The sequence below is a fragment of the Methylobacterium pseudosasicola genome, from assembly GCF_900114535.1.
GTDB classification, from domain to species: domain Bacteria; phylum Pseudomonadota; class Alphaproteobacteria; order Rhizobiales; family Beijerinckiaceae; genus Methylobacterium; species Methylobacterium pseudosasicola.
The window spans coordinates 74,675-96,240 of the sequence record NZ_FOTK01000010.1 but is presented as its reverse complement, the minus strand read 5'-3'; the positions used below and the strand labels follow the sequence as shown (position 1 = coordinate 96,240).

Genomic DNA, 21,566 nt, shown 5'->3' with positions numbered 1-21,566 from the left:
CCATGTCGACACGCGAAACACCCGGCCCCGTCGTCCAGGTCCGCGAAGCACGCTTCGCCAACCACCTGCCGCTCACGCTGATCGCCGGCCCGTGCCAACTCGAAGGGCGCAACCACGCCCTGGAGATCGCCGCCGCGCTCAAGGAGATGGCGGCGGGCCTCGGGATCGGCCTCGTCTTCAAGACCTCGTTCGACAAGGCCAACCGCACCTCCGGTAGCGCGGCCCGGGGCCTCGGCCTCGAAGGCGCTCTGCCGGTCTTCGCCGAGATCCGCGAGACCTTGGGCCTGCCGGTGCTCACCGATGTGCACGCCGCAGAGCAATGCGCGCCGGCCGCCGAGGCCGTGGACGTGCTCCAGATCCCGGCCTTCCTGTGCCGCCAGACCGACCTGCTCCTGGCCGCCGCCGCCACCGGCCGGGCGGTCAACATCAAGAAGGGCCAGTTCCTGGCGCCCTGGGACATGAAGCACGTCGCCGCCAAGGTGACGGAGGCCGGCAATCCGAACGTCATCGTCACTGAGCGCGGCGCCTCGTTCGGCTACAACACCCTGGTCTCGGACATGCGCAGCCTGCCGATCATGGCGCAGGTGACCCACGGGGCGCCGGTGGTGTTCGACGCCACCCATTCCGTGCAACAGCCGGGCGGGCAGGGCGCCAGCTCCGGCGGGCAGCGGGAATTCGTCGCCGTGCTGGCCCGGGCCGCCGTGGCAGTGGGCGTCGCCGGCGTGTTCATCGAGACCCATCCCGATCCGGACCGGGCGCCCTCGGACGGCCCCAACATGGTCGCGCTACGCGACATGCCGGCGCTGCTCGAAGAGCTCATTGCCTTCGACCGCCTCGCCAAGAAGCGCCACGCCTGAGCCGGCGTCAGGCCGGCTGGAGCACGTGGATGCGCAGGGGCTGGACCAGGGCGTAGCGCCCGTCGGCCTCGCGCTCGGCCGCGTCGCGGAACGCCGCCTCCACCACCGGCCGCCGCGCTTCGATCGTCGCCGCGCGGGCCGGATCGACCGCGCTGACCCGCGCCAGGAAATCATCGAGCGCGGCGAACGTCTCGCGCCGGGCCACCGTCACAACCTGCCGGCACAGGAAGGCGCCGCCGTCTAGCGCAGCCGCGATGGCTGCCTGCGCGGCGGCCCGAACCGCGGTCTCGTCCTCGATCGGCCTCAGGGCGTCGAAGAAGCTGCCCTCCGCCAGGGGCTCCACCACCACCAGCAGGCCGCCCGGCGCCAGGACCCGCGCGGCCTCGGCAAGCGCTGAGGCCGGGTCGGGCACGTGGTGCAGGGCGTTGAGCATCACGGCCCCGTCGAAAGTCGCTGCGGGAAACGGCAGCGCCTCGGCCGAGGCCGCCTCGAACCGCGCGCCTGGCACGGCGGCCCGGGCCGTCTCCAGCGCCGCCGCGCCCGGATCGATTCCCGTGACCGCCGCGCCGTCCTCGGTGAGCCGCTTCGCCAGAGTCCCGGGGCCGCAGCCGATATCGAGGAGGCGCTTGCCCGGGAGCGGCGCGAAGGCCTCACGGATTAGCGTCAGGGCATCCATCGCAGGGCTCTCCGGATCGGCGCCCATCATGACGCCCGCGCACCTAAGCACAGTCCCGGTTGGAACGGGATGCGCGGACCGGCGTCATCCCCGCTGGAGCCGGCAACACACCTCAAGGTGCGTCGGCCCGAGGCGAGAGCCGCTGGGAGCCACACCTCTCGGGGCCCGCATGCGGAAAATATTCGCAAGATCAGCGACGGACATTTCTGAAGACGCAGGCGCGGGACAGCGATGCCGTCCCGGGGTGCAGAGATGAACCGTTGTTCAGGCCATCACCATCGCCAGAAATCGCCCGCGAAAACTTGGAACCGTCCGCCATGCGGCCACGTTAATGGGCATGTTCGATCGCGGATCGAGAAGGAACATTATGCGCAAGATTGGTATCATCGCCACCGCCGCCGCTCTGGCTCTCGGCAGCGTCGCTGCCACGACCGGCGCTGAGGCCCGTCCGTACGGCTTCCACGGCGGTTACGGCCATGGCTACGGCGGCTACGGCTACCGCGGTGGCCGTCGCGGCATCGGCACCGGTGCGGCCATCGGCCTCGGCATCGCCGGCCTCGCGGCTGGTGCAGTCGCCGCCGGCGCGGCCAACAACTACTACAACGGTGGCTACGGCGGGTACGGCTACGCCCCGGCCTACAGCGCCCCGGCTTACGGCTACGGCGCCCCGGCCTACGGCTATTACGGCTCGCCCTACTAAGGGCGGCGATCCGAACGGATCAGAGGGCGACCGGCGCGAGCCGGTCGCCCTTTTCGTATGGGCTCAACGCCCGCGATAGGGCGCGACCCCGGTCTCGGGCAGCCAGATGGTCTTGGGCGGCTCGCCGGTCTGCCAGAACACGTCGATCGGGATGCCGCCGCGCGGATACCAGTAGCCGCCGATGCGCAGGTAACGTGGCTCGAGCAGGTCGCGCAGCCGCTTGCCGATCGCCACCGTGCAATCCTCGTGGAACGCCCCGTGGTTGCGGAAGGCGCCGAGGTAGAGCTTCAGCGACTTCGACTCCACGAGCCAGTCGCCGGGCACGTAATCGATCACCAGGATCGCGAAATCCGGCTGGCCGGTGACCGGGCAGATCGAGGTGAATTCGGGCGCGGTGAAGCGCGCCACGTAGTCGGTGTCGGCATGCGGGTTCGGCACCCGGTCGAGGCGGGCCTCGGTGGGCGAGGCCGGTAGCGGCGTGGCCTGGCCGAGTTGGAGCGTCTCAGATGCGGTCATGGCGCCCCTATAGATCCGTATAGTCCGGGATTCAAAAGGGCTGCGCTCTTTTGCGGGTCCAGGGCGGAGCCCTGGTTCATGGGGCTCCGCCCCACACCCCGCCAAAGGGCGGAGCCCTTTGGGATCCCCTGACTCCGAGTGCCGGCACGTCAGGGTTGTCACGACACGTGCACAGGCACGACCTACGCCGGTGCTTGCCGCCGAACGCGGCTTGACGGATAAGCCGCCGCGATGCGCGACACCCCGGATCGGGGCTGCCGCCGCCGACAAGCGGCCCCGCGAGAGGACGTTCCATGACCGCGATCACCAATATCAGCGCCCGCGAGATCCTCGACAGCCGCGGCAATCCCACGGTCGAGGTCGATGTCCTGCTGGAGGACGGCTCCTTCGGCCGCGCCGCGGTTCCGTCGGGCGCCTCCACGGGCGCCCACGAGGCGGTCGAGCTGCGCGACGGCGACCAGAGCCGCTTCCTCGGCAAGGGCGTGCTGAAGGCGGTCGAGGCCGCGCAGACCGAGATCCTCGACGCGATCGGCGGCATGGAGGCCGAGGATCAGGTCGCCGTCGACGAGGCGATGATCGAGCTCGACGGCACCCCCAATAAGGCGCGCCTCGGGGCGAATGCGATCCTGGGCGTGTCGCTGGCGGTCGCCAAGGCGGCGGCCGAGGCCTCGGGCCTGCCGCTCTACCGCTATGTCGGCGGCGTGCAGGGCCGGGTCCTGCCGGTGCCGATGATGAACATCATCAACGGCGGGGCGCATGCCGACAACCCGATCGACTTCCAGGAATTCATGATCATGCCGGTGGGCGCGGACTCGCTCGCCGACGCCGTGCGCATGGGCTCCGAGGTGTTCCACACCCTCAAGGGCAAGCTGAAGAAGGCCGGCCACAACACCAATGTCGGCGACGAGGGCGGCTTCGCCCCGAACCTGCCCTCCGCCGAGGCCGCCCTCGACTTCGTGATGGACGCGATCAGCGCCGCCGGCTTCAAGCCGGGGCAGGAGATCGCGCTTGCCCTCGATTGCGCCGCCACCGAGTTCTTCAAGGACGGCGCCTACGCCTACGAGGGCGAGGGCACGACCCGCACCATCGAAGCCCAGGTCGATTACCTCGCCCAGCTCGTGGCCAACTACCCGATCCTGTCGATCGAGGACGGCATGTCCGAGGACGACTGGGCCGGCTGGAAGCTCCTGACCGACAAGATCGGTGCGCATTGCCAGCTCGTGGGCGACGACCTGTTCGTCACCAATGTCGAGCGCCTATCCCGCGGCATCGCCGAGCACACCGCCAACTCGATCCTGATCAAGGTCAACCAGATTGGCTCGCTCACCGAGACCCTGGCGGCGGTCGATATGGCCCAGCGCGCCGGCTACACCGCGGTGATGTCGCACCGCTCCGGCGAGACCGAGGACTCGACCATCGCGGATCTCGCGGTCGCCACCAATTGCGGGCAGATCAAGACCGGCTCGCTCGCCCGCTCCGACAGACTGGCGAAGTACAACCAGCTGATCCGCATCGAGGAGGGCCTCGGCCCGCAGGCGCTCTACGCCGGCCCCTCGGCGATCAAGCATCTGGCTCGGGGCTGACCGCGCCCGCGTCGTCCCTCGCCACCGTGCGGTGAGGGACGACACAAACAGCTCGTCTTTCGGGCCCGGACGATCCCGAAAGCGACGGGTGAACGATCTCCCTGAGGATCGCTCGCAATGACGGTGGGTCACCCCGCCGGCAGCGTCCAGACCTTCTGCGGCCGTGCCAAGCCCCGCAGCTCGATGATGCCCACTGGGTCCAGCGTCCGGCTGCACCGCTCCGCGAACGAATCCGAGATGAGCAGCGCGTGGCCCAGCGCCTCGCACTGGCTCTCGATCCGGCTCGCCTCGTTCACCGCCCGCCCGATCACCGTGAAGTCGAGGCGGCGCTTGGTGCCGACATTGCCGTAGACCACCGTGCCGAAATGCACGACGCAATCGGCCGTCAGCTCCGGAAGTCCTGCCTCGCGGCGTCTCTGATTGAGCGCGGCATTGGCCGCGAGCCCGTCCGCGGCAGCCTCAAGGGCGCTGCTGCAGACCGGGCAGGGGAGGATGCCGGCATCCGGAACCGGGAAGATCGCCAGGAAGCCGTCCCCGAGGAATTTCAGAATCTCCCCGCCGTGTCGGGCCACCGGATCGCCCAGGGCGTCGAAATGCTCGTTGAGCCAGGTGACCATGTCGTAGGGATCGGCCCGGTCGGACAGGGCCGTGAAGCCGCGCAGGTCCGTCAGCAGGATCGCGGCCGGGACGGCCCGCCCCTGGCCGCGCTGGATCTGTCCGTCGAGGATCCGCTCGGCGGTGGAGCGCCCGAGATAGGTCGCCGTGACCTCGCGCAGGGTGTGGCCCAGGCCGAGTTTGGCCACCGCCAGCCCGAGCACAGGCAGGACTTGCGTCACCGCCGCCAGGTCGGCCTCCGAGAAGCCCGAACGCGCCCGGGTGCAGAACGAGATCGCGACGCCGCGGAGCGCCGTGCCGGGGGCGAAGCCGATGATATGGACCGCGTATTCGGTCCCGCCCTCGGCGCGCAGGGCGTGCAGGATCGGGTAGTCGGTGTCTGAGCCGAGACCGTCGAGGCGCCAGCGCCCAAAAGTCTCCTGCCGCTCCAGCATCGCGAAGATCGGGCTGCGGAGCCAATCGGCCTCCTGCTCGGCGCCGTGGGGGTTGGGAACGAAGGTCAGTCCCTGGCCGAGATGCCAGTTCAGGCTGACGCCGCGCACCATCGGATCGATCGCTGGCGACATGACGCTGACCCGCCAGAGCGGGACGCCGGCCTCGCACAGGGCCTCGCACACCCGGGCGAGCATCGTGTCGTGGTCGTCGGTCGCGGTGGCGTGCTCGGCGATCCAGCGCGTCAGGTCGGTCATATCCATCTGCGCGGGTTCACTCCGTGATCTCGCCGCCCGGGATCATACCCGACGGGCGCGATCCGGCAGCCTCGAAAAGCTCCGTTAACCTTTCCGCGCGAGGGTCTCGCCATGGTCGTCCGTCGCCGCGTCAGAATGGTCGTGTTGCCCCTGGGTCTCTGGACCCTGTCGGCGCTCGTCGTCGGCTTCTTCGTGTGGCAGGCCGAGAGCGGCAACCGCGGCCTGGAAGCCAAGAAAGCGCTCAAGATCCGCGCCTACGGCCTCACCCAGGAACTCGCCGCCGTGCGGGCGGAGCGCGCCACCTGGGAGCACCGGGTCGCGCTGCTGAAGAGCGACCAGATCGACCGCGACCTCCTGGAGGAGCGCGCCCGGATCGTGCTTGGACGCGTCCACGCCAACGACGTGGTCGTCATCACGCCCTGACGTTACGGCGTCGCGACTTAAGATTACCCTCGTCTCGTCCCGAAAGCCGGCGGCCACCTTTCGGGGACGATGCTTGAGATCCCCTCTGACAAGAGCGGCGACCTGTCAGAGCGTCCGCCCTCGCTTTCCAAACGGTGCTGTCCTACACCCCGTTCCAGTCGCGTGGAATCACGGGGAGAGCGCCGATGGACGCCGCCAAGGAGCCTGCGAAGGACGCTTCGTCCTCGCAACCGCAGGTCGCGAGCCCGGAGGCAGGAAGCTCCCAGGCTGTCGAGGCGCACAAGCCCGCGCCGAACATGCCGCAATTCACCCGCGAGGAAGATCTCCACGCCTATCACGAGATGCTGCTGATCCGGCGTTTCGAGGAGAAGGCCGGCCAGCTCTACGGCATGGGCCTCATCGGCGGCTTCTGCCACCTCTATATCGGCCAGGAAGCCGTGGTGATCGGCATGCAGATGGCCTCGGTCGAGGGCGACCAGGTCATCACCGGCTACCGGGACCACGGCCACATGCTGGCCTGCGGCATGGACCCGAAGGGCGTCATGGCCGAACTGACCGGCCGCCGGGGCGGCTACAGCCGCGGCAAGGGCGGCTCCATGCACATGTTTTCCCGCGAGAAGCAGTTCTTCGGCGGCCACGGCATCGTCGGCGCCCAGGTCTCGCTGGGCACCGGCCTCGCCTTCGCGGACCATTACCGGGAGAACGGCAAGGTCAGCCTCACCTATATGGGCGACGGCGCAGCCAACCAGGGCCAGGTCTACGAGAGCTTCAACATGGCGGCGCTCTGGAAGCTGCCCGTGGTCTACGTCATCGAGAACAACCGCTACGCCATGGGCACCTCCGTGGCCCGGGCCTCGGCGCAGACCGACTTCTCCAAGCGCGGCCTCTCCTTCGGCATCCCGGGCGAGCAGGTCGACGGCATGGATGTCCGCACGGTGCGCGAGGCGGCGACCCGGGCGGTCGAGCACGCCCGCACGGGCCAGGGCCCCTACATCCTCGAGATGCAGACCTACCGCTATCGCGGCCACTCCATGTCCGATCCGGCCAAGTACCGGACCAAGGACGAGGTCTCGAAGATGCGCGACGAGCACGACCCGATCGAGATGGTGCGCAAGCGCCTGCTCGAGCTGCACGGGGTGCCGGAGGCGGAGATCAAGGCCACCGACGCCAAGGTCCGCGAGACCGTGAACGCGGCGGCCGAGTTCGCCACCAACGATCCCGAGCCGGATCCCGCCGAGCTCTGGACCGACATCCTGCTGGACGCGCACGCCTAGCGCGCCCCCGAAACCCTGGCCGCCCCGACCGATAAAGACGACCGCAGAGCTGAGCATGGCGACCGACATCCTGATGCCCGCCCTCTCGCCCACCATGGAGGAGGGCAAGCTCGCCAAGTGGCTGAAGAAAGAGGGCGATCCGATCAAGTCCGGCGACGTGCTCGCCGAGATCGAGACCGACAAGGCGACCATGGAGGTCGAGGCCATCGACGAGGGCGTGCTCGCCAAGATCCTGATCGAGGAGGGCACCGAGGGCGTCGCGGTCAACACGCCGATCGCCATCATCGCCGGTGAAGGCGAGGATGTGGCAGCGGCCGCCGCCAGTGGCGGCAAGCCGAAGCCCAACGGTGCCGGCGGCCACCCGGCTCCGACCCCCGACATGCAGGCCGAGGGCATGGCCGACAAGCCGGCCCCGGCATCGAAGTCCGGCGAGGATGCGCAGAAGGCGCCCGCGGCCCCGGCTGTCATCACCAACAAGGCCGACGAGCCGGTGATGGAAGAATTCCCGGCCAACACCCCGATGGTCACCACCACGGTGCGTGAGGCTCTGCGCGACGCCATGGCCGAGGAGATGCGCCGGGACGGCGACGTCTTCGTCATGGGCGAGGAGGTCGCCGAGTACCAGGGCGCCTACAAGATCACGCAAGGTTTGCTGCAGGAATTCGGCGCCAAGCGGGTGGTCGACACCCCGATCACCGAGCACGGCTTCGCCGGCATCGGCGTCGGCGCGGCGCTCTCCGGCCTGAAGCCGATCGTCGAGTTCATGACCTTCAACTTCGCCATGCAGGCGATCGACCAGATCATCAACTCGGCCGCTAAGACCCTGTACATGTCCGGCGGCCAGCTCGGCTGCCCGATCGTGTTCCGCGGCCCCAACGGCGCCGCCGCCCGGGTCGGCGCCCAGCACAGCCACGATTACGCCGCCTGGTACTCCAACGTACCCGGCCTCAAGGTGATCGCCCCCTACACCGCCTCGGACGCCAAGGGCCTGCTCAAGGCCGCGATCCGCGACCCGAACCCGATCATCTTCCTCGAGAACGAGATCCTCTACGGCCAGTCCTTCCCGGTGCCGCAGCTCGACGACTTCGTGCTGCCGATCGGCAAGGCGCGGGTCCACCGTACCGGCAAGGACGTGACCATCGTGTCCTTCGCGATTGGCATGACCTACGCGCTCAAGGCCGCCCAGGCGCTCGCCGAGGAGGGCATCGAGGCCGAGGTGATCGACCTGCGCACGATCCGGCCGATGGACACCGAGACCGTGGTGCGCTCGGTCAAGAAGACCGGCCGCTGCATCACCGTGGAGGAAGGCTTCCCGCAATCGGGCGTCGGCGCCGAGATCGTCGCCCGTCTGATGGTCGACGCGTTCGACTATCTCGACGCCCCGGTCCTGCGCATCACCGGCAAGGACGTGCCGATGCCCTACGCGGCCAACCTCGAAAAGCTCGCCCTGCCGAACGTGGCCGAGGTCGTCGAGGCGGCCAAGAGCGTCTGCTACAAGTGACGGGACTCGCGGGCGGCACCGCAGCGCCGTCCTCCCGCCCCGTCCGGGTTCGGAGACCAGCCGGCGCACCATGAGCCAGGATCCCACACAGGACTTCGTCGAACTCGCGATCCCGCCGGACGCCCGCGCGCAGGGCGGCATCGAGGTGCTGCGCGCGGCCGTGGTGGACGGGGCCGTCAGCGTGGCCCTGCGCCGCTCCTTCGACGATCCCGCGACCTGGGGCCGGCTGCTGATCGACCTCGGCCGGCAGGCGGCCCGCGCCTACGCGCTGGAGACCGACATGTCGGAGGAGGAGGCGTTCGAGCGCATCCGCGCCGGCTGGGAGGCCGAGGGGCTCGACCCCGGCGGCTTCAACTAGCGATGGCGGCATCCGACCATGGCTGAGGCGGCTGTCCGGCAGGCGACCTACGCGGATCTCGAAGCGGTCCCGGACCATCTGGTGGCGGAGATCATCGACGGGGTGCTGGAGACGCACAGGCCCCTGCCACCCTTGCAGGGAGCGGCCGCTTTCTCGCTGGCGGCGACCCTGGGTTCGCGCACGCCGCGCCGACGCGACGATCCGGATGCCTGGATCTACATGAGCAAGCCGGAGCTTCACTTCGGCCCTCAGATGGTGGTGCCCGATCTCGCCGGCTGGCGTCGCAGGCGGATGCCGACCGAACCCACTGCTGCCTTCATCAAAACGCCGCCGGACTGGGTGTGCGAGATCCTCTCGCCCTCCACGATCCGCCTCGATCGTGGCCGCAAGCGCCGCATCTATGGGGAGGCCGGAGTCGACTTTCTCTGGCTGCTCGACTCGGCCGTGGGTGAGCTGGAGGGTTTTGCCCTCACGGACGGGCGCTGGCTGCTGCTGGACACCGTCCAGCGCGGCGAGACCGTGGCGCTGCCGCCCTTCGACGCCGTCCCGTTCCCCTTGGACGACCTGTTTTCCTTCGACGATCCGGCCGCCCCGGCCTTGCCCGAGACCTGATGCCATGCCGATCAACGTGCTCATGCCCGCCCTCTCGCCGACCATGGAGAAGGGCAACCTCGCCAAGTGGCTGAAGAAGGAGGGCGACGCCGTGAAATCCGGCGACGTGCTCGCCGAGATCGAGACCGACAAGGCGACCATGGAGGTCGAGGCCATCGACGAGGGCGTGCTCGCCAAGATCGTCGTGCCCGAAGGCACCGCCGACGTGCCGGTCAACGACCTGATCGCGGTGATCGCCGCGGAGGGTGAGGATCCATCGAGCGTCCAGGCCGCGGGCGGCAACGGCAAGGCTGCGCTGGAACCCAAGTCCGAGCCGCAATCCGCCGCTGCGCCGGCGCCGGCCGACCAGAACACCACGCCCGGCGGCGGGCACATGTCCTACGAGCGGGTGAACGAGGCGCCGGAGGGCGCCCAGCCCGGCGGCAGCCCGCAGCCCCAGGGGGCAGGCGGTCGGGTCTTCGCCTCGCCGCTGGCGCGCCGGATCGCCAAGCAGGAGGGCGTCGACCTCGCCGCCGTGGAGGGAAGCGGGCCCCACGGGCGGATCATCGCCCGGGACGTCCAGGCCGCCAAAGCCTCGGGCGGCACCAAGGCGCCGGCCCCGCAAGCCGCCGCCGAGGCGCCCAAGGCGGCTGCTCCAGCCCCGAAGGCGGCCCCCGCGGGTGGGGCGCCGGCCGGCCTCACGGTCGATCAGGTCCGGGGCTTCTACGCCAAGGGCTCCTACGAGGAGGTGCCCCTCGACGGGATGCGCAAGACCATCGCCAAGCGCCTCACCGAGGCGATGCAGGTGGCCCCGCACTTCTACCTCACGGTGGATTGCGAGCTCGACGCGCTGATGAAGCTGCGCGAGACGCTCAACGGCTCCGCCGGCAAGGACAAGGACGGCAAGCCGGCCTTCAAGCTCTCGGTGAACGACTTCGTCATCAAGGCGATGGGCCTGGCGCTCACCCGCGTGCCCGCCGCCAACGCGGTGTGGGCCGAGGACCGGGTGCTGCGCTTCAAGCAGGCGGAGGTCGGCGTCGCTGTGGCGATCGACGGCGGGCTGTTCACCCCGGTGATCCGCCGGGCGGAGGAGAAGACGCTCTCGACCATCTCCAACGAGATGAAGGATTTTGCGGCCCGGGCGCGGGCCAAGAAGCTGAAGCCGGAAGAGTACCAGGGCGGTGTCACCTCGGTGTCGAACCTCGGCATGTTCGGGATCAAGCACTTCACCGCGGTGATCAACCCGCCGCAATCGAGCATCCTGGCGGTGGGTGCCGGCGAGAAGCGCGTCGTCGTCAAGGACGGCGCCCCGGCGGTGGTCCAGGTGATGACCGCCACCCTGTCCTGCGACCACCGCGTCCTCGACGGCGCGCTCGGCGCAGAACTGATCGCGGCCTTCAAGGGGCTGATCGAGAACCCGATGGGCATGCTGGTGTGAGGGATACCGCAGGGGCCTCTCCTCCCCCTTGTGGGGAGGAGCCGGAGGTGGGGGTGGTCCAGGATGAGGCTCGACGGTTCCTCCTGAACCACGACCGCCCAGCTACTCCTGACCAAAGAGCGAAAGATGCTCGTCCCTCTACGGCCCCTGGTGCTTGGGAGCGCCGTGTCAGTTTCTCTGAATCGTCACGATGAAGGAGGCTTGGGTGGGAGGCAGTCTGAGACCGCTCGGCAGCATTCGCACCGACCTATACGCCTCAATTCGATCGGGCGAGGATGGCCCGACCTTCACGTGAGAAGGCCATCGGCGGCATGGCCTGGAACCAGCATCCTCCGCAATCTGCGTCGCCCAACGCCGCAACGAACGCGAAAGCCCTCCGACGCGCTCTTACGGATGCTGAGCGGCGTCTCTGGTGGCATCTGCGCCATCGCTTGCCGATGGATGGCTCTCACTTTCGCAGGCAGGTCGCGCTTGGACCCTATGTGGCCGATTTCTGCTGTCTCGCCGCTCATCTCATCGTGGAAGTCGATGGCAATCAGCATGGCTTGGATCGGCAGGCCACCTATGACCTCAAGCGAACCTGCTTCCTTGAGGCGCAAGGTTTTCGCATCCTCCGCTTCAGCAATGCCGATGTGATGTGTGCGATGGAGTCCGTCCTCGACACGATCCACGCCGCATACGCGCGGTCCCTTCTCCCGGCCAATCAGCCTGGCTGCACCACCCCCACCCCCAACCCCTCCCCACAAGGGGGAGGGGAGTAGGAGGCCCCCATGTCCGACACCTACGACATCCTCATCATCGGCGCCGGGCCCGGCGGCTACGTCACGGCGATCCGGGCGGCGCAGCTCGGCTACAAGACCGCGGTGGTCGATCGGGAGCACCTGGGCGGCATCTGCCTGAACTGGGGCTGCATCCCCACCAAGGCGCTGCTGCGCTCGGCCGAGATCTATCATTATTTCCAGCATGCCGGCGATTACGGCCTCACCGCGGAGAAGGTCGGGTTCGACACCGCGGCCATCGTGAAGCGCTCGCGGGGCGTCTCGGGCCGGCTCAACGGCGGCGTCGGCATGCTGCTGAAGAAGAACAAGGTCGACGTGATCTGGGGCGAGGCCGCGGTCGACAGCGTCGCCAAGGGCAACCAGCCCGGCCAGGTCACCGTGAAGGAGTCCAAGCGCGCCGAGCCGCCCAAGGGCGCCAAGGGCGCCGGGACCTACCAGGCCAAGCACATCATCGTGGCCACCGGCGCCCGGCCCCGGGCGATCCCCGGGATCGAGCCCGACAAGAAGCAGATCTGGACCTATTACGAGGCCATGGTGCCCGAGGCGATGCCCAAGAGCCTGCTGGTGATGGGCTCCGGCGCCATCGGGATCGAGTTCGCCTCGTTCTACAAGACCATGGGCGCCGAGGTGACCGTGGTGGAGCTGCTGCCGCAGATCCTGCCGGTGGAGGATGCCGAGATCGCCGGCCTCGCCCGCAAGCGCTTCGAGAAGCAGGGCATCAAGATCCTCACCGGCGCCAAGGTGACGAAGGTCGAGAAGGGCGCGAACTCCGTCACCGCCACGATCGAGGGCGGCGACGGCAAGTCACAAACCATCACGGCCGAAAAACTGATCTCGGCGGTGGGCGTCGTCGGCAACATCGAGAATATCGGCCTCGAAAAGCTCGGGGTGAAGATCGACCGCGGCATCGTCGTCACCGACGGGCTCGGCCGGACCAACGTCCCCGGCCTCTACGCCATCGGCGACGTCGCCGGCCCGCCGATGCTCGCCCACAAGGCCGAGCACGAGGGCGTCATCTGCGTCGAGACCATCAAGGGCCTGCACACCCACCCGATGGACAAGGCCAAGATCCCGGGCTGCACCTATTGCCAGCCGCAGATCGCCAGCGTCGGGCTCACCGAGGCCAAGGCCAAGGAGCTGGGTTTTGCCGTGAAGGTTGGCCGCTTCCCGTTCGCGGGCAACGGCAAGGCGATCGCGCTGGGCGAGCCGGACGGGCTGATCAAGACGGTGTTCGACGCCAAGACCGGGCAGCTGCTCGGCGCCCACATGATCGGCGCCGAGGTGACCGAGCTGATCCAGGGCTACGTGGTGGCGATGAACCTGGAGAGCACCGAGGAGGAGCTGATGCACACGGTGTTCCCGCACCCGACGCTCAGCGAGATGATGCACGAGAGCGTGCTCGACGCGTATGGCAAGGTGATCCACACCTGAGGCCGCTATGGCGCGGGACGGCTCGTCCGACCCGCGCTGTGGGCACGCGTGAAGCAGCTCAGGGACACATCGTGCTGCGGGAGCGCTGAACTCCCCTCTCAAGGACGATTGCTGCTGCGAGCCCTCCGAAAATCCCAACCTCTCCCCTCATCCTGAGGTGCCCGGCGATCGACGATCGCTGGGCCTCGAAGGAGCCTTCCAGGGATCGCACGGCCGGCTGGAGAGCTCCTTCGAGGCCTCCGCTTCGCTGCGGCACCTCAGGATGAGGGTGAGGGTGGGACTGGCCGCTCAGGATGCGGTCGCGGCCGAAAAGGCCCGCTCAACCCGCCGCTAGGTCGCAGACTCGGTGTTCTGGCGCGACCGGGCGGTCAGGGCGAGGCTCACGGCCTGGAACAGGGCGATCACGAACAGGGTCGCCACGCTACCGCCGATGGGGATCAGCACCAGGGCCCAGGGGTCGAAGCCCCGGACGAGAACGAGCGTGATGGCGCTTCCGATCACGGACGCGATGATCATGCGAAAGATGCAGCATTCCGACGGTTGCATGAGTCCTCCCGGTCGGTAGCCCCCCGTATCATAATTGAAATTTTAACCACATTATGCAACCGTGAATAGTACGCAGCGAACAAGGTTGTAAGGTTCGGCGCGTCACGCGATCGCGGTGGCCGCCCCGCTGGGTGAGCAGGCCCATCCCGGACCGAGGCGGGCTGATCGCACGCGAGGATCAGATCGCGTCGGCGATTCGGGGCGCCCGATACGCGCCAGTGGAAACCGGTTTCCGAAAACCATCAAGCGACCGCCCGGGCGGGAGCCCGGACCGGCGCGGCGGCGTCTCAGCCGGACCCGCGCTCCACCGGCTCCGCCTGGTCCTGGGAGGGCACGTAGGCGCACCATTCGCAGATGCCCCGCTCGGCGCCCCGGCTGGCATTGCGCTGCGAACAGAGCGGGCAGACGAGCAGGATCAGCCGGCCTCCGGACCGCAAAGCGAGCCCGCCCCCCCGGAACGTGACCTCCGTGGCCTCGTCGCCGGCCCGTCGATCGCGCGTCCTGTCGCTCATCGGGCGCCCGCGAGGCCGTGCTTCATCTGGGCTGGGGCCACGGTCCCGACCTTCGATTCGCCCTGCATCGCGACGCACCTCCCGAACTCGTCCAGGGATACAAGCTCTGGGCCAACGAATGGCTCCGCTTGACCTGTAACTTGGCAGGAAGCTTGGCAACAACCTTGGCCTGTGCGCTAGCCTGGGAGCCGACGGGATGCGCCGGAGCCAAATCCTCCCTATGAAGTCGGCTTCGCACAGGGCGGGAGCGGTCGGGGATACGATGGCGGAGCAAGCTGAGACGGAAACCGCGCGCGGCCTGCCGAGCTACGCGGATGTCGCCCGGGCCGCGGAGCGCATCGCCGGAATCGCGCATCGCACGCCGGTGCTGACCTCGCGCACAGCCGATGCGCAGACCGGCGCAAAGCTGTTCTTCAAGGCCGAGAACCTGCAGCGGGGCGGGGCCTTCAAGTTCCGCGGGGCCTACAACGCGATCAGCGCCCTGCCGGAGGCGGTGCGCGCCCGCGGGGTGCTGTCGTTCTCCTCGGGCAACCACGCCCAGGCGATCGCCCTGGCGAGCCAATTGCTCGGCATCCCAGCGACCATCGTCATGCCGTCCGACGCGCCCGCGGCCAAGATCGCCGCGACGCGGGGCTACGGCGCCGAGGTGGTGCTGTACGACCGCTACAGCCAGGATCGCGAGGCGCTGGGCCGGGAGCTCGCCGAGCCCCGGGGCATGACCGTGATCCCGCCCTTCAACCACCCGGACGTGATCGCGGGGCAGGGGACCCTGGCCCAGGAGCTGATCGAGGAGGCCGGGCCGCTCGACGTGCTGGTGGCCTGCCTCGGCGGCGGCGGCCAGCTCGCCGGCTGCGCGCTCGCGGCCGCCGCGCTCTCGCCCGGCTGCCGGGTGATCGGCGTCGAGCCGGAGGCCGGCAATGACGGGCAGCGTTCGTTCCGCTCCGGCGCGATCGTGACCATCCCGGTCCCACGGACCATCGCGGACGGGGCGCAATCGACGGCGCTGGGCGATCTCACCTTCGCGATCATCCGCCGGGAGGTCGCCGACATCCTCACCGTCTCGGACGCGCAGCTCGTTGCGACCATGCGGTTCTTCGCCGAGCGGATGAAGCTTCTGGTCGAGCCCACCGGCTGCCTCGCGGCGGCGGCGGTGCTGCACGGGCTGGTCGATATCAAGGACAAGCGCGTCGGCGTCGTGATCAGCGGCGGCAACGTCGACCTCGCCACCTTCGCGCATCTCGTCGGGCCAACGAGCTGACGCGCCGAATGCCGCGGCCCTGTGGCCCGGCCATGGTGGACCGGGCGGGGACCAATGCTTATCTTGTCCCTGTCAGAATGCGCGCTCCCGGGCCTTGAACCCGGATGGGCGGGAGGGTGACGATGTCTTCTGGGTTCAAGGTTCTTTCGCTGACCGATCGCGCGGCCGAGCGGATCAAGGCGATCATGGCGGATGCCGACCGGCCGATCGCCGGCTTGCGGGTCGGCGTCCGCAACGGCGGCTGCGCCGGCATGTCCTACACGATGGAATATGCCGAGGCGGCCAAGCCCGGCGAGGACGTGGTCGAGGATCGCGGCGTCCGGGTGTTCGTCGATCCGAAGGCGGTGCTGTTCCTGCTCGGCACCGAGATGGACTTCACCACCAACAAGCTCGCCGCGCAGTTCGTGTTCAACAACCCGAACCAGACCTCGGCCTGCGGCTGCGGCGAATCGGTGGCGATCACGCCGGTCTCCGAGGACCGGATCCCCGCGCGGGTCTAAAAACCGCTCTCAGGCGACCTGCGAGAGCGACTCGGCCGCGTCGTCCACGACGCGGTTCCGGCCGGCGCGCTTGGCCGCGAACATGCACAGGTCGGCCCGCTCCAGCAGCGAGGCCGGGCTGTCGCTGGCATGCAGCACCGCGATGCCGAGCGAGACCGTGACCTTGCCGAGCGATTCGCCGGTGGAGCGCTTCACCAGCTCCCGGCCCATCACGCTGGCCCGGACCGTCTCGGCCACCTGCCGGGCCAGGGCCCGGTCGGCGCCCGGCAGCACGATCCCGAATTCCTCGCCGCCGAACCGGGCGAGCAGCGCCTGCTTGCCGGCATTCTCGCGCATGACGATCGCCACCAGCCGCAGCACCTGATCGCCCGTGAGATGGCCGTAGAGGTCGTTGAAGCGCTTGAAGAAGTCGATGTCGAGGACGATCAGGCTCATCGGCGTGGCGCTGGTGCGGGCGGCCTCCACGGTGGCCTTCAGCGTCTCCTCGAAATGCTTGCGGTTCGACAGGCCGGTGAGCGCGTCGGTGAGGCTCTCCAGCCGGCTCGCTTCGAGCTTCTCGCGCAGGGTCTCGATCTCGCAGCGGGTCTCGCGCATCCGCGCTTCCAGGACCCGGTTGTTCACCGCGACCTCGCGGGTGGTGGAGACCAGGGTCGAGACGATCTCGCCGAGCCGCGCCCGGGTCGGCATGCCCTCCTGCATCAGGTCCTGAGCGAGGCCGCGCAGGGCCTCGCCGTATTGCGCCGTCGAGCCGAGGGACAGATCCAAAATCTCGGTCACCGCCGCGATCTCGTCGAGCATCCCGCGGCTGATGTCGCCGGCGGCGCTCGTGAGCTGCCGGCCGTCGAGATAGGTCTCGTGGAGGTCGTCGATATCGGCGTCCGTGAGGCTGCCGCTCTGCGTGGTCAGGCGCTTGACCGCGTCGCCGAGCAGGGGCAGCTCGCCCGAGACGTAGGCGTACCAGACCGCGTAGGCGCGCGGCGTCGCCGAGGGGCCGTAATCGCGGATCAGATCATGCGCGCGCTTGGCCAGTGCGAAGCTGCGGTCGCGATCCGAATAGGTCTCCTGGCTCATCCGCATCCCGCCGTCCGGGGCCGCCGGTGAAATGCGATATCACGGCCCGAATCCCAATCTAGGGCGGGTTGGTAGCAGGAACGTTAAGCTCGGATCACCGGGCGTTACTTATCTTTCTTTGCCAAGACTGGTCGAAGCAAGAAGGCCGGAACATGTGACCCGAGACCGATCGGCGTATCGCCGTCGGCCTCGACACGGCGCCCGCGCTCCTCGCGCACCCGCTCGACGGGCTCGGGGCGGGGAGCCGGACGGCTCTCGGCTCGCGGCCCGGCGGAGGAACCGCCGCGGGACCGACGGCCACCGGCCTCACCGGCACCGCGACTGCTGGACCGGCCCTCGGCCCGAGCCTCGGAGGACCGAGCTTCAGAAGTCCTGGCCTCGGACTTACCTTCGGCCACCTTCTCCGACGAGCGGCCCTCGGAGGCGCGCTTCTCGGAGGAGCGACCCTCGGAAGACCGTCCCTCCGACTTGCCCGAGCGCCGGCCGCCGCGGCCTTCGCCGGACCGCCCACGATGGCGCGTGCCGGTATCGGCGGAGGCGTCGCCGGAGACCGTGGACAGGTCGCCGTCGAGCCAGGGGATCGGCTGTCCGATCAGCGCCTCGATGGCGCCGAGGGAGCGGTCGTCCCCGGGGGCGACCAGGGTGTAGGCTTTGCCGCTGCGGCCCGCCCGGCCGGTGCGGCCGATCCGGTGGACGTAGTCTTCCGGATGGTGCGGGATGTCGAAGTTGAAGACGTGGCTGACCGCCGGGATGTCGAGGCCGCGGGCCGCCACGTCGCTGGCGACCAAGAGGGCGGTCTCGCCGTTGCGGAAGGCGTCGAGCGCCGTGGTGCGGGCGCGCTGGTCCATGTCGCCGTGCAGCGCCGCGGCGTCGAAGCCGTGGCTGACCAGCGACTTCTGCAGCAGCGCGACGTCGCGCTTGCGGTTGCAGAAGATGATGCCGTTGTTGAGCTCGGCCTCGCCGCGGATCAGGCTGCGCAGGCGCTCGCGCTTGGCATGGCCTTCGGAGCCGACCGCGACCAGCCGCTGCGTGATGGTCGAGGCGGTGGAAGCCGGCCGGGCCACCTCGATCCGCTGCGGGTTGTGCAGGAACATGTCGGCCAGCCGCTCGATCTCCGGCGGCATGGTGGCCGAGAAGAACAGGGTCTGCCGGGTGAACGGCACCATCTTCACGATGCGCTCGATATCGGGGATGAACCCCATGTCGAGCATGCGGTCGGCCTCGTCGATGACCAGCAGCTCGACCCCGGTGAGCAGCAGCTTGCCGCGCTCGAAATGGTCGAGGAGCCGGCCCGGCGTGGCGATCAGCACGTCCGTGCCGCGGGTGAGCTTGGCATCCTGGTCGGCGAAGGACACGCCGCCGATGATCAAAGCCACGTTGAGCTTGTGGTTGGTGCCGTAGCGATCGAAGTTCTCGACCACCTGGGCCGCCAGTTCGCGGGTCGGCTCCAGGATCAGCGTGCGCGGCATCCGGGCGCGGGCGCGGCCGTTCTCGAGCAGCGTCAGCATCGGCAGCGTGAACGCCGCGGTCTTGCCGGTGCCGGTCTGGGCGATGCCGAGGACGTCCCGGCGAGCGAGCACGTGGGGGATGGCCTGGGCCTGGATCGGCGTCGGCTCGGTGTAACCCGCCGTCTCGACGGCGTTCAGGACTTTCTCGCTCAGTCCCAGGTCGGAAAAAGGCATCTGCGTTCAGGAACCGTTGCGCGCCCGGCCGGCGCGATGGACACCGTCGCGGCAACGGCTCGGGATGGCTCTCGTAGGGCGCAATGACGCTCCCGTGGCCGCGGGGCGCATGGGGCAGTCAGTTAGGGGCTTGGCGCGGCTTGTCAATCACGCAATGCGCAAACCCGAGTCTCACGCACAGGCGATCAGGGGTGCTGACGGTCCAGGGCCGGTAGCAGGCAGGGATCGAGGCGGGTCGCCCGCGCAGAGCCGGCCGGCGTGACCGAGCCGGTCGTCTCCGGATCGATCGGGAGCGCCCGGCCGCCCAGGGCGAGCTGGGCCGGGGCCGGATCGGCCTGGCTCAGCCGGGCGAGCTGATGCGTCGCGAAGATCGCGAGCAGGCCGACGAAGGCCGAGATGCGCAACGCCCAGGCCAGGGAACCCGCGGGCCGGGCCGGCGCGCTGGCGCCGGGCTTCGACGGCGCACCCGTCTCCGCCTCGACGCCGGGCCGGCGCGTCCCGAACGGTCTCGTCGTCCGTTCGGCGGGACCGAGCATGGGCTTTCCTCTCAGGCAACCGCGGATCCGGCAGCGGGCGATGGCGGACCTCTTAACGGAACAGGGTTAATCGCCGCCTTACGCAAGACCGGCCACCGACCCGCGGAACGTATCGAAATAAAACGCCGCCGCTGCACGCCGCTGGGCAGATCCGCAACAATGCCCGTCCCGACTCAGCTAGATTCTACCGCGTCGCCATGACGCTTACTGACTAGTGTTCAGGTTTTGTCAGAGCGCCGATGCAGCTTCTGATACCCTACTGCATGCCGATGATGGGAATGTGTGCGTGTAACCTTCACCTTTCGTTGACGAGATCGGGCTAGTCTGGTCGAGCTTGTTGCAGGAAAGCGACAGACCCGCCGACCGAGAGCGCCTAGAAGGCAGCCGGCTCAAGCCAACCCCAGGACCTATGGCACCATGAAAAAAGTTCTTCTTGCATCGACCGTTCTCGCCGGCATGACCGTCGCCGCTTCCGCGGCCGATCTGCCGCGTCGCGCTGCGCCGCCGCCGGTGTTCACGCCGGTGCCGGTGTTCACCTGGACCGGTTTCTACGTCGGCGTGAACGCGGGCTACGGCTTCGACGCCAGCAGCCGCAACACCACCAACTACGCCCTGCCGACCGGCTCGCTGGTCAACTCGGCCAACACGAACGCCGTGGTCAGCGTCAACAACCGCAACAACAACGACGGCTTCACCGGCGGCGCGCAGATCGGCTACAACTACCAGTTCACGCCGGGCTCCGGCATCGTGGTCGGTATCGAGGCTGACGCCCAGTACGTCGACTTCGCCCGTCGCGCCAACGCCACCCAGAATTACGCCTTCACCGGCGCTCCCGGTACTGCGTTCTCGGGCTCGCGCGCCTACGTCGCCACCAGCGGCAACGGCCTCGACTACTTCGGCACCGTGCGCGGCCGTCTCGGCTACGCCTTCGACCGGACCCTCGTGTACGCCACCGGCGGTTACGCCTACGGCTCGGGCCAGGACGACCAGAACTTCGCTGGCAACCGCTTCCGCGACAGCTTCCGCTCCGGCTACGCCGTCGGCGGCGGTCTCGAGTACGCCCTGCCCACCGACTCGTTCCTGAACTTCTTCAAGTCCTCGGCCGTGACGCTGAAGGTCGAAGGTCTGTACGTGAACCTCGACCGCCAGAAGAACACCGCCGGCGGCGTGTACTACAGCAACATCCTTGCCCCGAACGGCACCGCCTACCTCAACGGCGCCGCTGCCAACACCGAGTTCGCCGTCGTCCGCGCCGGCCTGAACTACAAGTTCGGCTCGTACTAAGATCGCACCTCGGCGCCGGTTCGACCGGCGCCGTCGTCAACGGGGGCTCGACCGCAAGGTCGGGCCCTTCGTCGTTTCGGGATACCCGGTGCGACAGGGACGACAGGAACGGCCGTCGCCACAGGCGATTGGGAATGGTGGCGCCCGGATTGCTCGGATGCTCCGGAGCGAATCCCGATGCGAACCGCACTGCTTCTTCTGCCGCTGGCCCTCATCGCCCTGGCCGAGTCCCCGGCCGGAGCTCAGGATGCCAGTGTGGTCGGCAACAAGACGGTGCTGCCCGGCACCGGGCCGGGCACGACGACCGGGGGCAGCGACGGCGGCCGGTTGATGGCGGCGACAAGCGCCGCGGCTGCGGCCAAACGGCAAGACCTCAAGCCCGTCGCCTTCCTGGCCTCGACGATGATCGGCGTCGCGGTGCGCAACGCCGCCGGCGACAAGGTCGGCACGGTCGACGACCTGCTGATCGCCGAGGGCGGCTCCGTGAAAGCGGTGGTGCTGGATGTCGGCGGCCTCCTCGGCAGCAAGCGCATCGCCGTGGAGCCCGGCGCCCTGGTGCTGCGGCCGGGCGGGGACCGGTTCTCCGCCGTGCTCAACATGAGCACAGACACGGTCGCGGCCGCCCAGCCCTTCGATCCGGCCAAGGCGATGGCGGCGGATTAGCCTGACCGGCACCAGACTGGATGCGGTTGCGCTCCAGGCGCGCCGCTCCAACGTCCGTCTGCGATTCCCTCGTCGTCATTGCG

23 protein-coding genes are annotated in these 21,566 nt (G+C 68.9%); 15 read left to right on the top strand and 8 right to left on the bottom strand.

Features of this window, described 5'->3' with window-relative positions:
- Window positions 1–2 precede the first annotated feature (2 nt).
- On the top strand, window positions 3–857 hold the full coding sequence (gene kdsA / locus BM228_RS12375) for a 3-deoxy-8-phosphooctulonate synthase (protein ID WP_092040546.1): 855 nt from the start codon (window positions 3–5) through the stop codon (window positions 855–857).
- 7 nt (window positions 858–864) lie between these two features.
- Here the strand turns inward: kdsA and BM228_RS12370 are convergent, their stop codons facing one another.
- Window positions 865–1,533 carry a class I SAM-dependent methyltransferase gene (locus BM228_RS12370; protein ID WP_092040543.1) on the bottom strand — a complete coding sequence of 223 codons (669 nt, stop codon included), beginning with the start codon at window positions 1,531–1,533 and terminating at the stop codon, window positions 865–867.
- A 367-nt stretch (window positions 1,534–1,900) separates the two neighbouring features.
- Between BM228_RS12370 and BM228_RS12365 the strand changes: the two genes are divergently transcribed.
- Complete coding sequence (locus tag BM228_RS12365) at window positions 1,901–2,233, top strand: hypothetical protein (protein ID WP_092040541.1); 333 nt, start codon at window positions 1,901–1,903, stop codon at window positions 2,231–2,233.
- Between the two features lie 63 nt (window positions 2,234–2,296).
- Here BM228_RS12365 and queF read toward each other — a convergent pair whose 3' ends face one another.
- The gene (queF, locus tag BM228_RS12360; protein WP_092040538.1) at window positions 2,297–2,749 is read right to left on the bottom strand and encodes a preQ(1) synthase; all 453 of its coding nucleotides are present in this window, start codon (window positions 2,747–2,749) and stop codon (window positions 2,297–2,299) included.
- A 293-nt stretch (window positions 2,750–3,042) separates the two neighbouring features.
- On the opposite strand from queF, the gene eno reads away from it, so the two are divergent.
- The gene (eno, locus tag BM228_RS12355) at window positions 3,043–4,332 is read left to right on the top strand and encodes a phosphopyruvate hydratase (RefSeq protein ID WP_092040536.1); all 1,290 of its coding nucleotides are present in this window, start codon (window positions 3,043–3,045) and stop codon (window positions 4,330–4,332) included.
- Window positions 4,333–4,460: 128 nt separating this feature from the next.
- Here eno and BM228_RS12350 read toward each other — a convergent pair whose 3' ends face one another.
- The gene (locus BM228_RS12350) at window positions 4,461–5,642 is read right to left on the bottom strand and encodes an adenylate/guanylate cyclase domain-containing protein (RefSeq protein WP_092040533.1); all 1,182 of its coding nucleotides are present in this window, start codon (window positions 5,640–5,642) and stop codon (window positions 4,461–4,463) included.
- Between the two features lie 105 nt (window positions 5,643–5,747).
- On the opposite strand from BM228_RS12350, the gene BM228_RS12345 reads away from it, so the two are divergent.
- From BM228_RS12345 to lpdA, 8 genes are all read left to right on the top strand, one after another.
- Complete coding sequence (locus tag BM228_RS12345) at window positions 5,748–6,059, top strand: FtsB family cell division protein (RefSeq protein ID WP_092040531.1); 312 nt, start codon at window positions 5,748–5,750, stop codon at window positions 6,057–6,059.
- 185 nt (window positions 6,060–6,244) lie between these two features.
- Window positions 6,245–7,333, top strand: coding sequence for a pyruvate dehydrogenase (acetyl-transferring) E1 component subunit alpha (pdhA, locus tag BM228_RS12340; protein WP_092040529.1), 1,089 nt, complete (start codon window positions 6,245–6,247; stop codon window positions 7,331–7,333).
- 55 nt (window positions 7,334–7,388) lie between these two features.
- Window positions 7,389–8,834 carry a pyruvate dehydrogenase complex E1 component subunit beta gene (locus tag BM228_RS12335; RefSeq protein ID WP_092040527.1) on the top strand — a complete coding sequence of 482 codons (1,446 nt, stop codon included), beginning with the start codon at window positions 7,389–7,391 and terminating at the stop codon, window positions 8,832–8,834.
- 70 nt (window positions 8,835–8,904) lie between these two features.
- Window positions 8,905–9,192 carry a DUF5076 domain-containing protein gene (locus BM228_RS12330; RefSeq protein WP_058191992.1) on the top strand — a complete coding sequence of 96 codons (288 nt, stop codon included), beginning with the start codon at window positions 8,905–8,907 and terminating at the stop codon, window positions 9,190–9,192.
- 18 nt (window positions 9,193–9,210) lie between these two features.
- A complete protein-coding gene (locus BM228_RS12325) occupies window positions 9,211–9,804 on the top strand; it encodes a Uma2 family endonuclease (protein WP_092040524.1) in 594 nt (197 codons plus the stop codon).
- Between the two features lie 4 nt (window positions 9,805–9,808).
- The gene (locus tag BM228_RS12320) at window positions 9,809–11,221 is read left to right on the top strand and encodes a pyruvate dehydrogenase complex dihydrolipoamide acetyltransferase (RefSeq protein ID WP_092040521.1); all 1,413 of its coding nucleotides are present in this window, start codon (window positions 9,809–9,811) and stop codon (window positions 11,219–11,221) included.
- Between the two features lie 275 nt (window positions 11,222–11,496).
- Window positions 11,497–11,982 (top strand): endonuclease domain-containing protein, encoded by a 486-nt coding sequence (locus BM228_RS36095; RefSeq protein WP_092040519.1) that lies wholly within the window; start codon window positions 11,497–11,499, stop codon window positions 11,980–11,982.
- A 9-nt stretch (window positions 11,983–11,991) separates the two neighbouring features.
- Window positions 11,992–13,431 (top strand): dihydrolipoyl dehydrogenase, encoded by a 1,440-nt coding sequence (gene lpdA, locus BM228_RS12310; protein WP_092040516.1) that lies wholly within the window; start codon window positions 11,992–11,994, stop codon window positions 13,429–13,431.
- A 330-nt stretch (window positions 13,432–13,761) separates the two neighbouring features.
- Here lpdA and BM228_RS12300 read toward each other — a convergent pair whose 3' ends face one another.
- On the bottom strand, window positions 13,762–13,947 hold the full coding sequence (locus BM228_RS12300; RefSeq protein WP_244537118.1) for a hypothetical protein: 186 nt from the start codon (window positions 13,945–13,947) through the stop codon (window positions 13,762–13,764).
- Window positions 13,948–14,264: 317 nt separating this feature from the next.
- A complete protein-coding gene (locus BM228_RS12295) occupies window positions 14,265–14,489 on the bottom strand; it encodes a hypothetical protein (protein WP_092040513.1) in 225 nt (74 codons plus the stop codon).
- Window positions 14,490–14,751: 262 nt separating this feature from the next.
- Between BM228_RS12295 and BM228_RS12290 the strand changes: the two genes are divergently transcribed.
- A complete protein-coding gene (locus BM228_RS12290) occupies window positions 14,752–15,747 on the top strand; it encodes a threo-3-hydroxy-L-aspartate ammonia-lyase (protein ID WP_092040511.1) in 996 nt (331 codons plus the stop codon).
- 122 nt (window positions 15,748–15,869) lie between these two features.
- Entirely contained in the window at window positions 15,870–16,247 is a 378-nt protein-coding gene (locus BM228_RS12285) for a HesB/IscA family protein (RefSeq protein ID WP_092040508.1), read from the top strand.
- A gap of 9 nt (window positions 16,248–16,256) precedes the next feature.
- Here the strand turns inward: BM228_RS12285 and BM228_RS12280 are convergent, their stop codons facing one another.
- The 3 genes from BM228_RS12280 to BM228_RS12270 form a co-directional block, all read right to left on the bottom strand.
- Window positions 16,257–17,318: a GGDEF domain-containing protein gene (locus BM228_RS12280; RefSeq protein ID WP_092040668.1), complete on the bottom strand. Its 1,062-nt coding sequence runs from the start codon at window positions 17,316–17,318 to the stop codon at window positions 16,257–16,259.
- A 104-nt stretch (window positions 17,319–17,422) separates the two neighbouring features.
- Entirely contained in the window at window positions 17,423–19,000 is a 1,578-nt protein-coding gene (locus BM228_RS12275; protein ID WP_092040506.1) for a DEAD/DEAH box helicase, read from the bottom strand.
- 185 nt (window positions 19,001–19,185) lie between these two features.
- Window positions 19,186–19,536: a hypothetical protein gene (locus BM228_RS12270; protein ID WP_092040503.1), complete on the bottom strand. Its 351-nt coding sequence runs from the start codon at window positions 19,534–19,536 to the stop codon at window positions 19,186–19,188.
- A 417-nt stretch (window positions 19,537–19,953) separates the two neighbouring features.
- On the opposite strand from BM228_RS12270, the gene BM228_RS12265 reads away from it, so the two are divergent.
- On the top strand, window positions 19,954–20,820 hold the full coding sequence (locus tag BM228_RS12265) for an outer membrane protein (protein ID WP_092040500.1): 867 nt from the start codon (window positions 19,954–19,956) through the stop codon (window positions 20,818–20,820).
- A gap of 177 nt (window positions 20,821–20,997) precedes the next feature.
- Window positions 20,998–21,483, top strand: coding sequence for a PRC-barrel domain-containing protein (locus tag BM228_RS12260; protein ID WP_092040498.1), 486 nt, complete (start codon window positions 20,998–21,000; stop codon window positions 21,481–21,483).
- The last annotated feature ends 83 nt before the right edge of the window (window positions 21,484–21,566 follow it).